The sequence below is a fragment of the Ekhidna sp. genome (assembly GCF_964218185.1).
Classification (GTDB): domain Bacteria; phylum Bacteroidota; class Bacteroidia; order Cytophagales; family Cyclobacteriaceae; genus Ekhidna.
Genome location: NZ_CAXPLV010000011.1, coordinates 1 through 16,330, shown reverse-complemented (window position 1 = coordinate 16,330; position 16,330 = coordinate 1). Strand labels below are relative to the sequence as shown.

Below are 16,330 nucleotides of genomic sequence, written 5' to 3'. Positions count from 1 at the left end.
ATGATCAGTTGGACCCAGTTGGTTTGATCAAAATTTCTCTCACCCTCCTGGCGTCAATTACCATCTGCTGACCAGCGTTATTTTTTACCAAATGATAAGCCTGTCCGCTCTTGCTGGGATAGATCTCCAGCACTGTCTGATCTTCACTTTTGATGTCATCAATCATCACCTTCGCAATAGGCGTCACTCCTCCAATGCTATCTAAATCCGGGAATCTACCACGCGAGATCATCTCGTTGGCCTGAAACTGCTGGAACTGATTGAGGTAGTTGATGACTGCAGAGCTGTCACCAGGGGTGTTCCCATCGATCAGAAAGAACTTATCATTGAATGAGATTTCGAAATCATCTCCCTGTGCATTTTCTACTTTAATATTTTGGATGGTACGCCAGCTTCCGTCAAAAATCATTCGATCTCTCCACTGATCCGGGTGGAGTGTGAAGATATCAACCACATTGTCCCGATATCCGGGCACAGCCACCTCCTTTGCCTTACCATCGGTAATGAAGTAGGATTTGGTTTTAGTGGCGTTGGATGAAAATTGAAAACGATAACGTGAGTTGAAGTCAAATTCTACCTCCACACTTCCCATGATTTCCTGATCCCAGTTTTCGATGGTTCGTCCTGCCTCCACTCGTTCCAACACGGAAATCAACGTGTTGACAAAGCCTTCATCAGCTTTATATTGATCATTGAGTGTCCAACCCTGCTCCGATCGCTCAATCATGGTGGTGTCACCATCCACCATGAATAGAAATCGACTGACTCCTTCCAGATCCTCCGACAAGAAGTACTTTTCAGCCTGTGGTGATTGTGAAGATGAATCGCTAAAAAACAATGCGAGGTTTAATCCCAGCAAAACCACAACTGCTATGATATATTTTATCGACTTACTCACTTGGCGTATTTCTTTTTCCTAACATACCATTTTGCTCCTCCGATGAGCAGCACCAAAAGAACCGGTGCAACCAGATTGATCATCTGCCATTTAGTTCGCTCCTGTTTTACTTTTACCCGATCAAGTGGACGAATTTTCACTTCCCTTGAGCGTGTTTCAATCAAGCCTGAGTCATCGACCATATAGTCCAGGATATTGAGGATGAACGTCTCATTGGCATAGGTGGTCTTGGTGAATGGCTCCACACCTAATCCAAGAGGTTGATCCGTTTCCGGATCTATGTCATTCCGAATGATGTCTCCATCGCCGATCACGATGACTTTCGCTGAAGTACCTTTCTGTACAAACTGAGCTTTGTCAAATCCCTTTGGCACCAATCGATTGGCGTAAAGCGAAGTAAAAGCTCCCTCGAGCAAATACCCAACAGTCTTTGGCCCATCCGTAAATTTTTCCGGTCTCAATTCATCCCGAAGATCATTAAATGCTACTCGAACCGGAGGTCCCAGAAGTTTAGTGTATTGACTTGTATTGATCAATGGCGTCTTCTTGATTCCTTCGGCTTTCACGGTATCAATTTCCGATACAAATCTTCCCAGAATAGCATCCAGATTTCTAACAGCAGGATGCTTGCTGAAATTGGTGAGCACAGGAAAGAATGGCCATGGTATCATTTGAATCTGAGGCTGATTACCCATGTTTCCCGCCACCACCGGGAACTGCCCGCTATTTACATCCAGCACATAGTTTTGATTGACCCGCACGCCATACCTAAAGAGCTGATCGGTAAGGTTGGTTTCATATGGGATGGCTATCGTACCTTCTCCTGAGGCACTATCCATATTCACACTCAATGCGTCAATAAAGTAGATCAGATTTCCTCCCTTCATGAGATACTGGTCCACCATGTATTTCTCCCGCTCTGTGAATGGTATGGTTGGTTTCCCAACCACCACCACATCGTATCCGCTCAGTTCTTTTCGGCCATCCAGTGACACATTAAATAAATCAAATTTTGATTGTACTGCACTTCGAAAGCCTGCAATATCCTCCCCATCTGGTGAACCATGCCCAGTCAGGTAAGCTACCTTTTTTGTTCCACCATCTACCAGCTCAGATATCGCTTTCGCCAACTCGTACTCCAACCCTTCGATGCTCTGATTGAGCATTCCTTCAGGTCCTGCTGCTCGATTTCCTTTTAGCAAGTTGGCCGAAACTTCACTCATCCCTTTGGAAGCAATCGCTCCCGGAAAGATTAGCTTCTCCATCTTATCCCCATCAGCATTCTTGTAATTCAGGTTGGTGGCCTGCACACCTTTATCCATCAACGACTGATAAAATTGATTACGGGCCTGAGCATTGTTGGCTTGAGAAGGATCTGTGAATTTGTACTGCACCCGATTGCCACTTTCAATTGAAAATTGTTCCAGCATCTCGCCAATTGATTTTTGGAAGCGCTCAAAGTTGGCAGGCAGATCGCCAGCTAAATAAACCTCGAAGAACACTTCTTCATCTAATGATTGCAATAGGTTTTTTGTGGCATCCGAGATTGTGTATCTCTTTTCTTCCGTCAGGTCAAATTGCGTGCGATATCTATTGGCAATTTGATTGACCAACCAAACGGCAAGTAAAACGACAAGCGCCTGTAAAACGACAATTTTTTTTCCCTCACTCATCCCTTTTGCACATTTAAAATGATTCTGGTTAAGTACAAAAACAGCACAATCATGGAAAGAAAATAAACCACATCGCTCATGTCGATGAGTCCCTTGCTGAGCGTTTCATAGTGGGCAAGAATCCCAATCTGCTCAATGATAAAAGAGGTCTGTGACCAAATATTGATGGAGGCGATGGAATCAAATCCGGCATAAAAGGCGAAGCACAGAAATGCTGCCAGAATAAATGAAACGATCTGATTGCCAGTGAGTGCCGATGACAAAATACCGATGGCGGTGAAAATCCCTCCCAGCAAAATGAGGCCGATGTATGATCCGGTTATTCCGGCAGTGTCAATATTGCCAACCGGGTTTCCAAGGTACGAGAGCGAATAGTAATAAATCAGTGTAGGTAAAATGGAGAAGATGACCAAGAGAAATCCGGCCATGAATTTTCCCACCACTATTTCAATATCACGAAATGGGAGTGTATACAAAAGCTCAATGGTTCCGCTTCGCTTTTCTTCCGCAAAGGCCTTCATGGTGATGGCAGGTATCAAAAACATAAAGACGTATGGTGCCAAAGAAAACAAAGTTTCCATGCTTGCATAGCCATAATCGATCACATTGGTGTCTGGGAAGACCCACATCAATAAGCCAATACCTATTAGAAAAATCCCGATCACCACATAAGCGATGAGTGAATCGAGGAATTCGTTGATTTCTTTTTTGAGTATCGTGATCATTTGTCCCTTGTCAATTCCTGAAATATTCCTTCCAATGATTGCTCCTCTTTGATGATATTAATCAACGGCAATGCATGATCGCCTGCTATTTTCATAATAACCTTCCTTGGATCATTTGAAGCAGAAAACTGATAGATGGCAGATTGTACCTGACTCACTGTCAATCCTTCAATCTCAAACAATTTGATATCAACTTCCTCCTCAAACTCCACCCGGTAGCTAACCACGTCGGATTGTTTTGACTTCAGATTTTTCACATCATCATCCGCTACGATACTACCTTTATTAATGATGACTACTTTGTCGCAAAGAGCTTCCACTTCCTGCATGATGTGTGTGGAAAGAATGACCGTCTTATCCTTGCTCGCATCCTTAATCACTTTACGAATCTCCACCAGTTGATTAGGATCCAAACCACTTGTAGGTTCGTCCAAGATTAAAACCTGAGGATCATGAATCAATGCCTGCGCCAGCCCTACCCTCTGTCGGTAGCCTTTCGATAACGCTCCGATTCGCTTATGCTGCTCTCGCTCCAGTCCACACGTCTCAACCATTTCAGCAACCTTTGATTTCTTATTTGACAGTCCATAAGCTGAGGCTACAAACCCAAGGTATTCCTTCACATACATCTCGAGATAAAGCGGATTGTGCTCAGGGAGGTATCCGGTAAGCTTCTTAACCTTCAGTGGTTCATCAGATACATTCACACCATCTACGTGTACTGTTCCAGAGGTCAACCCGATGTAGCCTGTGGCTATTTTCATGGTTGTCGATTTCCCAGCTCCATTTGGCCCCAGAAAGCCAGTAATCTTTCCCTTTTCCGCTTCAAAAGAGATGTCATTAAGTGCCTTTTGTGTTCCGTAAACTTTAGTGAGATGATTGACTATAATGGACATTTGAACTAAAAGTCGTTCTGACGGTTTACAGGTTTGGTGTTTCTTTGCGATCTCAACAGATCAGAAAACGCAATTATCGGACAAATATTTCTATATGCGTCCACAACTACAATTTTGATTTAGAAAAATCCATATGATCACAATCATAAGCGGCACAAATCGTAAAAACTCCATCTCTAAACAAGTGGCTCTACAGTATCAGGAGATTTTAAAAAGCCTGAATATGGACTCCACCATTGTGGACCTGGAGAACCTACCGGCAGACTTCATAGCCTCTGCTTTGTATGAAAAGCAGGGTACTAACGTAGATTTCAACCCGATTCGTGAACATATGAAAGTGGCTCAAAAATTTGTGTTCATCGTGCCAGAATACAACGGATCATTTCCTGGAATACTGAAGACTTTTCTGGATGCACTTGAATTTCCCGGAACGTTGAAAGGAAAAAAATGTGCGATTGTTGGTCTTTCCTCAGGTATTCAGGGTGGTGTGATGGCCATGAGCCATTTGACAGATATTTTCAACTATCTTGGCATGCATGTACTGGCCAATAAGCCGAAGCTTATCCGAATAAATGGACTGATGGAAAATGGTAAAGTAGCGGATGAAGCTTATCTGAAGCGATTGAAAACCCAGGCACAAGATATCATTAACTTTTAACCATGATAGAGAATCTCGTAAGTCTGCTTTCCTATTACAAATCGTTGGGCGAACGAACTTTTGACGCCCTATCTGATGAAGAGCTACACTTGATCCCGGCTGACGGCTCAAATAGTATTCCAACCATGGTGAAGCACTTATGGGGGAATATGCTGTCCAGATGGACCAACTTTCTCACTGAAGATGGAGAAAAGGATTGGAGAGACCGTGAGGGCGAGTTTGAAACAACGATTAAAACGCGAGAGGAAATGATGGAGAAATGGGAAGAAGGATGGAAATGCTTCCTTAATGCCATCAATTCTCTAAAGGAGGATGACCTTCAACGAATAGTTTATATAAGAAATGAAGGTCATACAGTAATTGACGCAATTCATAGACAGCTAGCTCACTATAGCTATCACATTGGACAAATTGTTTATTTAGCCAAAATGATTAAAGGTGAAGAGTGGAAATCTCTTTCTATTCCCAAGGGTGGCTCGGAGGAATACAACAAAGAAAAATTTTCTGAAAGTAAGGCGGATAGACACTTTACTGATAAAGTGTAGAGAGGACCCTTCATCGTCAAACACCCTTCGTTTATAGGATTTTTGAGGTGATGTCCACATGAATGCAATATCCTTGCTATCTTAAATGACGAATATTACAATTCACATGCGTCTTAGTTTAGCAGTTACATTCTTATTATTCACGATTCTCACAAACGGCCAGTCTTGCTTACAGAAATTAGATAGTGCTGAATATTTCAAATATTCTTATCCTGTTAAGGCAAAATTCTACGCCAACTCACTACTCACAGATTTAGATTCCGGAGCATGTGTTACTGAGATCGGGATTGCCGGACTATACAACAATGTTGGGTTGATTTTATGGGAGGTAAATGACAAACAAAGGAGTCTAAACGCGCTCCATAGCGGACTTTCACATGAGACCAAGCAAAAGGACTCCATTCATAAGGACCTGCTTGGCATCTACTATAATCTTTCAGCCATTTATCAGGAAGTAGGAAAATTTGATGAAGCCGGAAAATATCTGGATCTGGCAGGAAGGGTAACAAAACGCTGGTTTCCGAATAATGAAGAAGCTCAAATACGATACCTATACAGGTCAGGTGTTTACTACAGAGAAGTCGGCGATTTTCCTAAAAGTCTTTCTGCATTGAATGAAGCCATTCTAAAAGGAAATAATTTCAGCGACTCCATTGGGATAGCCCTTCAAATTGAATTGGGTACCACTTATAGACATTTTGGTGATCTGCACAAAAGTGAAAGCGAACTCCTCAAGGCCATTGAACGAGCCAAAGGCAAAGATGAGATTCAATATTTCAGAGCCATTGACAGGCTATCGGCACTAAAAATAGAGCAGGGAGAGTACTCTGATTCTGAAAACTATCTGCTCTACAATCTGGAGAAAAAGAGCACTTATGAGGATAACTCCATCATGATGCTGGAAACGCTGAATGGCCTCAGCATCCTCTACTATCGACTTAATGACCTGAAAACGGCCAACAACTATATGGATCAGGCGCTCGATGTTGCAGGAGATATCCGAACCATCCGTCCATATATGATCAATAACCTTGGCACCATTTATCAGCGACAGGGAGAAATTGAGAAAGCTGAGGAATGCTTTAAAGAAAGCTCACAAGGCTTTCTGGATTTATTTGGATCGATGAATCCTGACTATGCCAGCAGCCTTAGCAATCTGGCCAGCATTTATAAGGACAAAGGCGAACTTGGCAAGTCGCTGGACTTATACATGAAAGTTCTGGACATGGATAAGGTGATCTATGGAACCGAGCATGCAAACTATGCCACTTCATTAAATAATGTAGCGCTTCTTTATCTTCAATTTGGCAATTTTTCCCTTGCAGGTAAGCTACTTACTGAGGCAAAACGAATCCGTGCAAACACCCTAGGTAATTATCATCCGCTGTACATAAAAACAGTGAATGATCTTGGGCTTTATCACATGATCGTCAAAGACTATCAGGCAGCAATGGAATCTTTTGATCATGCCCTCACAGCCGAGATTAAGCACATGCAGGATATTTTTCCTGTACTCACGGACAACCAGCGAAAACTCTATTTTGATGAGACACGCTACAATATTGAGCGATTTTGCTCACTCGCTTTCAGAGACGAAAACATTGGTGGAGCCTATGCTGAAAATGCCCTCAATCATTTCCTAAACACACGAGGAATACTATTCTACGCATCAGAAAAAATGCGGAAGCTGATCCAGAACAGTGACGATGAGAAAATCAAAAGGGATTATAACTCCTGGCGGGAGCAAAAGTACAATTTGGCTCAGGCTTACCTCCTAACAGAAGAAGATCGACGAAAGCAAGGAATATCCATTACGCACCTGGAAGAAGAATGTGCCAGACTTGAAAAAGACCTTTCCAGGAAATTCAAAGTCTTTGCTGATCAGGAAAAAGCTACCTACCACCACTGGGCAGAAATCAGCAACATGCTTGAAGACAGCACCGCCATGGTAGATATCATCCAGTATAGAAATTATAAGGTTGAAGTAATTGATGAGAAAATCGATCAGGCGTTTGAAGACGAATCCCATTATGTAGCGTTCGTCGTGAAGAAGGATAGTGTTTTACTCCCCGTAAAACTGGCGGCAATAGATTTTACCAAGGGGTTTGCCACCTATCGCAATTCACTAAAATTCGGAGTGAAGGATAAAATAAGCTATGGGATTTTCTGGGAACCCATAGACAAGCAGCTTTATGATGTGAACAAGCTTTACCTGTCTTCCGATGGAATTTTTCACAAGCTTAATCCGGTGGTTTTCTACAACGAAGTTGAAGACAAATACATGTCTGACAAGTATGACATCATCAACATTACCAGTGGAAAGGATTTACTGTACCGGGATAAGAAAGAGTTTTTGCGTGACGCTAAAATTTTCGGAAATCCGGACTTTTCAAGGATTGCAGGATACTCGCTAAAGCAGCTCCCAGGTGCTGAAAGAGAGGCTAATGACATAACCAATATTTTAGATGTGAGAAGATGGAGTACAGAGACTTTCTACTTTACAGATGCTACGGAAGATCAGGTCAAAAGCTTCGCCAATCCGGGAATCATCCACATCGCTACACATGGATATTTCATTGAAGACCCCAACTTCACAGACCCATTGCATAGCTCGGGGCTATTCTTGAGCAGAGGTGAAAACAGCGAAAATGATGGTCTTCTTTCGGCTTATGAAGCCATGAATCTCGTATTGGATCAAACCAATCTGGTGGTGCTTGCTGCTTGTGAAACGGGGCTGGGTCAGGTTCAGAATGGTGAAGGGGTGTTCGGACTACAACGTGCATTCCTTGTAGCTGGTGCAGATAATGTTTTACTCTCGCTGGTTAAAATCAACGATCAGGCAGCTAGAAATTTTATGAACTTGTTTTACAAAGAGCTCCTTGAAGTGACAGACCCTCAGCAGGCTTTTTTCAATGCACGAGCCGCCTTCCGAAAGGTGGATTCAAATCCATACAACTGGGGAGCTTACATTCTGGTATCTAAAGGCTAGGAGCCTGATGGTATCCTAAACATTTCCAGACTTTCCTCTCCCACAAATTGCTTTACAGATCGCTGAGCATCGGTAGGTTCATTTACCCTTATGGTGTTGCCTGTCTCAACCATCCCGGTCAGACCTCCATTCCATTTCACTAAATCATCATAAGGCACTCCAAGTCGATTGGCTAAATCCTGCATCGTTCCCGGAGTTCTCACAATGTATGTTTTAGCCTTGTTTAAAGCTAAGGAAGTGCTCGCCTTAACAATGATTTCAACACGCCTTTTAAAAATTCTGCTGAACCAATGGTCTCCTTCTTTAGATGGGATTTCACCTCGAGGTAATACATTGACTTTTCCTGAATCTATACCCTGTGAAACCAGAAAGTCTTTAACGGCATTTCCTCTATTCTGACTCAGTATCAAATTAGCCGAAGCTGGTCCAATGCTGTCTGTAAAGGCTAAAATATTGATAGACTCAAACGAAGCTGAGCCAAGTTGAGCCACTAAGCTTTCAAGCGCCGCTCTTGCCTCTGATCGCAAGGAAGATACCCCGTAATCGAAGTATAGTTTTTCATATCTGATCTCTCCTACCTCTCCTGCTTCCAGATCAGTCTCTTGCAAAATTTTCGGCTTGGGCTTGGCAGGTCTAATGGGCTCAAAAAGATCATAGCCTGCATAATCCTCCACTCGAAACGTCACAAGATCGAGGGACTGAATATCCTTAAATCTAGATGCAAGTCTGGCATCAATCAGTGACTCCCCCGAAATGAGAAGTGACAAAAACAAGCGTTCATTGCTCACATCAAAATTGTAAACATTAAGAATTTCATGCCCAAGACGATTTGATGAGAGAAAACCTACTGTATCAGATATTGCGAAGTAAGTATCATCCCAGGTAGAGTTAAATGGGTCTCCCAGATTGTAAATCTCCGGCTCGAAAAAAGACTCACCCTTCGCAGCATACAAGTCGTACCCCCCATAGCCCACATGACCATCGCTGGCAAACAGTAGACACTCGAAGGCAGATGAATAATAAGGTGTGATCTCGTTTTCAGGGGTATTGATTACTGCCCCCATGTTGATTGCAGGAGTCCAGGATTCCTTTTCCAAGCCTTTAAGACTCATCCAAATGTCACTTCCTCCATTGCCTCCAGCTCTATTTGAGCTGAAGAAGAGCGTGTCTCCTGTAACTGAAATTGCAGGCTGCTTATTTTCCGATCCCGGCTCATTGATATAAGCATTTAACGGAACCGGAGCACTCCACCTATCATCCTCCAGATAGCTAACCATAATACCACACTCTGATCCATTTTCACCCTGACAGGAGGAAAAATAAAACATCTGTCCATCCTTAGTAAACGACCCTGAGCCTTCCGCCCAATGTGTATTCAGACTTGAAAATCGCTGATCAGAAGAAGATATTCGCCATCTATTGTTTCCTCTATTTTCAAAAGCGACTAAGTCTGGCAAAAGCCCCTCATATTGACTTCCTTCATATTGAACGCCGGGCAAATTTCGGGTAGTAGCCAAAACCACCTGCTTGTTTGATGGATTCAGAATCGCTCCAAAATCATGAAAATCCGAATTAATTCCATCCATCTCCGTTATTGAAAACCCCTTATCAACCTTTTCCTGTCGCATTGCCAGTTGACATCCTTCTCGCTGTTTTCGAGATAATTCCACCAGATAGGGTTCTGCATCCGGCACGGATATTAAGAAAAAGTAAAGCGAATCTGCTTCTTTAAACCTGCTTTCTTGTTTGAGTAGGTTGGCGTAATTATAAAGTGATCTCGCTCGATATTCGTGATTTAAGGTATTGCTCAATTGCAAAAAAGTCTTCTTTGCTTTTTCATACTGCAATGTTTTACTATAGCAGTTCGCCAGTCTGAAGCGAGCCAGCTGGTTGGTTTTGTCAATGCCCACGATTTTTTCATAAAACTCGATCGCATCAAGGTATCGATCGCTCTGATATAGGTCATCAGCCATCTTGAGCAAGCGTGGTACTGACTGAGAAAATGCCGACAGGGAAACCAGCAAAAGCAAAAGCGCAGTAATTCTTCTCATCATCAAAATATCGGACTAGAAATATTTCTTAGCGGATTTGACAGATCCAGATTGTAAGTTAATGAAACCTCATAGGTTGGAAGGTTAGCTCCAAGCTGGTCATTGATATCAAACGATTTGGTATTTAAATCGAAGCTAAAGCCTATCTTGATGTTATCAATTTCAAATCCTGCCAGCACAATGATCGAATCCTCCAGACGATACCATGATCCTATCTGCAAATTGACCGCAGTATTAGACTTAGGGGAACTAACCAACGTGGAAAAATAAACTCCCGTGTTGATCTGGCTGCTACCCTGCGAATAAAGCACGTAGGCAGATGGGTGGATGTACCAACGAGGGGCAATGTTTAGCTTCGATGATCCGAAAGCCTTAAAGAGCATACTTTTTCTAGCCCCTTCCAAACCTTCAATAGAGACATTTGCCCTGTTGAGGTTATCTACGCTCAGACCAAGCAATAAACTTTTATCCCGGATGTACCTGTTTTCATTATCGAAGGCTGAGTATATAACACCAAAATTGAACGTCGGATATAGCACCGGATTTGCTCCGATTGCCTCCCCAGCCTTGCTATCATCATACCCGATGTATTTATTGAATTGAGACCCCCAGGTAAGGCTCGTCCCGTCGATACGATGCTCTACTATCCCTCCTTGGAGTCCGAAAACTACCGTTCTATTGCTCAACCTGCTTAGACGAATAGAATATGCCCCTGTAAGCATGATTTTCTTGGAAGAGTAAATACCCTCAAAACCTCTTTTCTCCTGAAAGAATGTAATTCCTGCACCTCCAACCTGATGATCTTTACTTGTGGTTTTTTTGAATGGATAGGTAAATGTCACCTGAAGTAATTCAAGGAAAGAATCTGAACTTGGTGAGCCACCTCTTTTATAATTGGAGTTGAAGGAAAGATTAGGGATGGTTCCGGTAAATGCTGGATTCAAAACCGTAGAACTGGCAAAATATTGAGAAAATTGTCCTTCCTGACCAGAACTGGTCAGTACAATGAGGGTGAGTATAACTATCAGGCTGAGCTTCTTCATTTTACCAATAGTACCGAACCTGTTTGACTATACTCTTCAGATTCTGCTATAATTCTCACATTGTAGTAGTACACACCTTCGGGTGCATCCTGCCCGGAACTTAAAATTCCATTCCATCCATATTGAGAGAGGTCCAGTTCAGTGCCACTTTCGTTGATACTATAGACTTCTTTATTGAAAGAATCGTAGACAGTCATAGTAATGGAAGAAATGATTGCTCCAGCAAAATAGGGCCTGAATATCTTATTTTCATCAATCGTGGCATTTGGAGCAAACGCTTTGGGAATAAAGAAAGTAGGCTCTACTATCACCGGCACCAACGCAATACTCAATCTTCTACCCTCATTTGTAATCAGGATGTTGTCAGAGGATGTGATTACACCGGATGAAAAATCGGCACTCGCTCTGCTCACGGTTCCATTGAGCGAATGATATAGGGTGTCTACTTTTGAATACAGCGCTATGGCAGGCTCATATTCAAAAGCCCTAATAGCCTCTCCGTTAGAAAAGTTTTGCAGATCAACACCAGAGAAGCTAACTGAAACTTGAGCATTCACAGAATCACCTGAAACTTTCAGAATCCACTCAACCTCATCACTTATCCCCACCATATCCTCATCTGGTAAAAGACTATTTTGATTTGGCACCCTGCACTCAACGCTTACAATAGCACCAGCAGGTAGACTGGAAATGGTCATATAATTAGCAGAACCATTTACTCCCATTGGGAAGGTTACTGGGTTACCTTGTGATATCCCCACTAATTTACCTTCTACATATCCAGAACCTAGATCATCTGAGCTACCGCTGACCAGAATATCATCTTCATCTTCCGCGTCTATCACACCATTGGTTGTTTTCAAAGCACCGGATACGATTACCCGATCTGTAAGAAGTATGAGCTTACCTTGCTTATCAACAATAAAATCTCCTACATCCAGGGTATCACCGGAAAGGGATTGATCAAGTCTCCCCGTGAATTTGATATTCCCTACATCCGTGTTGAGCACAAAATCAAAATCACTATAGCTCACAATCGTCCCGGTATTGGTCAGGGTGCCATTGAGCGTTGTATTTCCCCCAAAAAAGAAGGTAGTACCATCGCCTAAATACAGCGAGGTTTGATCACCGAAAGTGATTGATTGCCCCAAACAATACTGAGAACTCACTAATAACAATATGATTCCTATCCTCCTCATTAATCAAGTTGGGTAACATCATATTGAACTCTTACGCCAGAAACATAGCTATACAATGCTCCACTTGGTCCAGCATCCCCAGTAAATCTCAACCAATATTGATATGTACCATTGTCGATTACTGGATCGGAGAAGGTTATAGTATTATCCTGTGTGGCAGTTCCCGGAGGACCTGAATAATTTATCGTTGCGACTATCTCAGGCGCACCACCTAGAGTTTTTCTTACTAGCTCCATAGTAGGTGCGTTTGTGGCTGATGGGCTTTGCCACATATTAGCTTCAATTTGAGTCAAAGTGGCTCCATCTGGTAATATTAAGGGAGCTGACAAATGCTGGTTTGCGCCCTCACCAGCCGATGGTTTATATGGAGCAGCTTGAGTACCATTTCCGTGTGAAATAATGATATCAGGACTGTCTCCAAATGCATCTAAAAATTCAACCTGAAATTGATGAACTCCTATTGTAGTGGCACGTGAAGTAGCAATTCTATATGAGTATGCATTCGATGAAACCGTTCCATTAACATCTAATTCCGTAGCTGGAGAATTCGTTCCTATTCCTACATTTCCATCTGCAACAAGAGAAGGTCCTCCGCTATTGATCACTTCTATAGCAGCATTTGAACTGGTGCCATTCATATTAACATTTAGTCCATTGCCATTAGAGCCCTGATGGTTAATAGTAACCCCATTACCAGTTCCGTTAGTCTGAGCATACAAAGCAGATCCTGTATTGGAAACATTGTTAATTACGGCATTTAATCCATTACCAACACCATTTGTTGTAACATTTACAACCTGGCTGGTATTGGATGCATTTACATTGTCAAAAACAGCCACATTACCTGTTCCAAAGGTTGTAGCCAAAATAGCGGCTCCATTATTAGTGCCATCAAATACATTTATTTCAACAGCCTCACCGCTAGTCGCATTTTGATTGACTTGCAGAGCCAGTGAGCCAACACCATCCGTTGCTACACTTAATGCAGTTGAGGCATTGGATGTGTTATTTACATCAAATCGACCGGCCTGACCGATTCCATTTGTTTGTGCTACAAAAGCAGGGCTACTATTTGTTGCCTTATTTATGGAAGCTCTAATGGCTGTGCCATCTCCCTGAGTGGTAGCACTTAGGACATTACTAACATTGTTTATATCAGTAATTTCGAATACCCCAGCGGAACCACCTCCCTGCGTGTTGGCCACCACAGCCGCTCCATTACCTCCTGCATTTACTGTAAATTCAGCAGCATCTCCCTGACCGGAATTGATTACATGCATACTCCTTGATCCTGCAGCACCGTTTGCTTGCACCGAGAAGGCTGTACCATTATGAGCTCCATTATTAACTTCAAATCGGCCGGCTCCTCCCGTGCCCGTTTGCTGTATGACAAATAAATCAGCTGCATTTCCTGGTATTGCCGGATTATATGGAAAATTTATTCCTCCACCGGTTAGACTCACCCACCCACCAGGTGAACCATCCGTGTTTCCTTCAAAATCACTCCCTGTCCACTGGATCATTCCGGGTTGTTCTTCTCCAGGGTCAGTAGAGTTTAGTACAAGGCCTTCTTCCATATAAACATTCCCATCACTTCTCATATCCATAAATGATTGAACCTCTGAATTCAATAGCACTTCTGAATCTACTGCTCCAGCAGTAACAGAATGAAAGCTAATTCCTCCATTTTCAAAGAAGATGAAACTACCTGGATTCCCATTGGTTCTTCTAAGTTTGTTATCTGTTGTATTCGAATAATCTACGTACAAATTTGACACAAGCGCCTCTCCAAAAATCGGAGGGTCAGGTGCAATATCATTGACATTCTCAAAATGACCTATTCCAAAATCACTACCTATTTGCAATGGAACTCTTGGATTTTGAGTGCCAATACCTACATTATAGTTAGAGTTCGTTCCATCTCCTAAAATGATTGTATTTGGATTTATCGCATCGGTAAGTGTTCCTATTGCTATGGCGTCATCAGCATTTGATTGAGCACCTCTACCGATTGCAATACCATCAATGTTGTTTCCTTGAGAGTTTTGACCAATTGCTATACTTCCACTACCCGTAACCGATGCATTTGATCCGATTCCAACAACATCCTGAGTAGTAGCCGCAATACCTACTCCAGAGCCTATTAAGGTGTTTCCAAAACCTGATGCAAGAGTACTACCCGCATTAACACCATATATGGTATTATCAGCTCCTGTGACAGTCGAAGGAGTGCCCGTTCCACCTATTATTGATGTAGCATTTGGCTCTGAAACCAAACCTGATGATCCCCCTATTGGTCCCCAAGCTCCTTCAATGTATCCTTCAAAGCCCTGAGCTCCTGGCTCGTTGCTGTATCGAAGCATACCATTTGCTGGTGCTCCTGGACGCTGTGCATTATTTCCAATTGGTAACTGAATAGCATCAGTACCAGAGACATCCAGACTCACTGCAGGAATTGAGGTGCCGATTCCAACGTATCCATCCTTAATTCGCATGACTTCAGCCGTTCCAACCGTACCAGCTGGTGTGGCACGAAAAATCAAATCCGTACCTGTATTTCCCGTAAAGTTATCCGTAGCTTCAGCGCTAATAGATGCTCCCGCTTGATATATAGGAACATTATCGCGTCCGACAAATACGATTTCCCCTAATTTATCACCTGCCGATATGGGAGAAGGTCCACCCTTGGTTCCATTTCCTCGAGCAAGGCGAAGTTCTGAACCTGATCCAAATGATGTGGCATCTAAAATAGCTTGTCCTGCTTCAGCCTCTATTCCCAAGTGCTTATTTGCTCCTGCAGCTTCAAAGACCGGAGTAGTAGCAGTTCCAAAAACAACATCTTCCAGGTCTTCTACCACCCCCATCTGAAAGTTTAATGCATCACCAACCAAAGCCAGCGTTCCATCATTGTCCGGTAGAGTGTATGTACGAGTGGTTGCGGGAGCTATTCCTGAAAGTTCAAATCTGGCTTCTTTAGATCCATCACCATCATCTTGGAGCGTAAAGGAATTATCAGTTTGAGTTAAGGTAACTCCCGAAATGGCACCTCCAGTTACATCAATACTTGAAAAGCTTGCATTGGCAGTAAAACTTGCCAGAGAGCTAACGTTTAAACTTCCTGCACCGCTAATGTTTAGATCAACACTTCCTGCAGCAGTGGTGATGGTAGCAGCTGACGTAAGTGTCCCGCCAAGATTTATATTATCTAATCCATCTATTGTAATTCCATCTCCGGAACTTAATGGTGATGTGTGAGCAATCGCATCCCATCTTGTGTTCGCATTGTCCCACGCAAGAATGTCTCCATCCGTGGGAGTTGTAAATGTTGTGTGGTTACTGAGATCTAGTTCATTCGTAGGATCATTGTCGCCATCGCCGGCGGCCACTGAGGCATCTAAGTCTTTCAATGCGGCCGCTACTGTAGCTGATGTGATGATCAAATCTCCTGTGTTATCATAAGCTACTCCTAATGCATCCTGTATCTCATTGTTGGGGTCATTGTCGCCATCGCCGGCGGCTACTGAGGCATCCAAGTCTTTCAATGCGGCCGATACTGTAGCTGATGTGATGATTAAATCTCCTGTGTTATCATAGGCTACTCCCAATGCATCCTGTATCTCATTGTTGGGGTCATTGTCGCCATCGCCGGCGGC

The 16,330-nt window shown here is 42.9% G+C and carries 11 protein-coding genes; 3 read left to right on the top strand and 8 right to left on the bottom strand.

Annotation, left to right across the window (positions count from 1 at the left end):
* Nucleotides 1-4 precede the first annotated feature (4 nt).
* Genes ACEQZT_RS15815 through gldA form a run of 4 tightly spaced genes read right to left on the bottom strand, consistent with a single transcriptional unit; the run spans nt 5 to nt 4,192 of the window.
* Entirely contained in the window at nt 5-898 is an 894-nt protein-coding gene (locus ACEQZT_RS15815) for a DUF4340 domain-containing protein (RefSeq protein ID WP_370090439.1), read from the bottom strand.
* A complete protein-coding gene (gldG, locus tag ACEQZT_RS15810) occupies nt 895-2,571 on the bottom strand; it encodes a gliding motility-associated ABC transporter substrate-binding protein GldG (RefSeq protein WP_370090438.1) in 1,677 nt (558 codons plus the stop codon). Before gldG ends, ACEQZT_RS15815 begins: the two co-directional genes overlap by 4 nt.
* Nucleotides 2,568-3,296 carry a gliding motility-associated ABC transporter permease subunit GldF gene (gene gldF, locus ACEQZT_RS15805; protein WP_370090437.1) on the bottom strand — a complete coding sequence of 243 codons (729 nt, stop codon included), beginning with the start codon at nt 3,294-3,296 and terminating at the stop codon, nt 2,568-2,570. Before gldF ends, gldG begins: the two co-directional genes overlap by 4 nt.
* A complete protein-coding gene (gene gldA / locus ACEQZT_RS15800; protein WP_370090436.1) occupies nt 3,293-4,192 on the bottom strand; it encodes a gliding motility-associated ABC transporter ATP-binding subunit GldA in 900 nt (299 codons plus the stop codon). Before gldA ends, gldF begins: the two co-directional genes overlap by 4 nt.
* Before the next feature lie 133 nt (nt 4,193-4,325).
* On the opposite strand from gldA, the gene ACEQZT_RS15795 reads away from it, so the two are divergent.
* The 3 genes from ACEQZT_RS15795 (at nt 4,326) to ACEQZT_RS15785 (ending at nt 8,384) form a co-directional block, all read left to right on the top strand.
* Nucleotides 4,326-4,850 (top strand): NADPH-dependent FMN reductase, encoded by a 525-nt coding sequence (locus ACEQZT_RS15795; RefSeq protein ID WP_370090435.1) that lies wholly within the window; start codon nt 4,326-4,328, stop codon nt 4,848-4,850.
* Between the two features lie 2 nt (nt 4,851-4,852).
* Complete coding sequence (locus tag ACEQZT_RS15790; protein ID WP_370090434.1) at nt 4,853-5,395, top strand: DUF1572 family protein; 543 nt, start codon at nt 4,853-4,855, stop codon at nt 5,393-5,395.
* Between the two features lie 85 nt (nt 5,396-5,480).
* Nucleotides 5,481-8,384 (top strand): CHAT domain-containing protein, encoded by a 2,904-nt coding sequence (locus ACEQZT_RS15785; protein ID WP_370090433.1) that lies wholly within the window; start codon nt 5,481-5,483, stop codon nt 8,382-8,384.
* Here ACEQZT_RS15785 and ACEQZT_RS15780 read toward each other — a convergent pair.
* The 4 genes from ACEQZT_RS15780 to ACEQZT_RS15765 form a co-directional block, all read right to left on the bottom strand.
* On the bottom strand, nt 8,381-10,438 hold the full coding sequence (locus ACEQZT_RS15780) for an OmpA family protein (RefSeq protein WP_370090432.1): 2,058 nt from the start codon (nt 10,436-10,438) through the stop codon (nt 8,381-8,383). The two genes, ACEQZT_RS15785 and ACEQZT_RS15780, sit on opposite strands and share 4 nt — an antisense overlap.
* Nucleotides 10,438-11,478 (bottom strand): PorP/SprF family type IX secretion system membrane protein, encoded by a 1,041-nt coding sequence (locus ACEQZT_RS15775; RefSeq protein WP_370090431.1) that lies wholly within the window; start codon nt 11,476-11,478, stop codon nt 10,438-10,440. Before ACEQZT_RS15775 ends, ACEQZT_RS15780 begins: the two co-directional genes overlap by 1 nt.
* Nucleotides 11,475-12,677 carry a hypothetical protein gene (locus ACEQZT_RS15770; RefSeq protein ID WP_370090430.1) on the bottom strand — a complete coding sequence of 401 codons (1,203 nt, stop codon included), beginning with the start codon at nt 12,675-12,677 and terminating at the stop codon, nt 11,475-11,477. Before ACEQZT_RS15770 ends, ACEQZT_RS15775 begins: the two co-directional genes overlap by 4 nt.
* Nucleotides 12,677-16,330 (bottom strand): beta strand repeat-containing protein (locus tag ACEQZT_RS15765; RefSeq protein ID WP_370090429.1); only part of this gene is annotated, 3,654 nt, incomplete at its 5' end. The genes ACEQZT_RS15770 and ACEQZT_RS15765, both read right to left, overlap by 1 nt.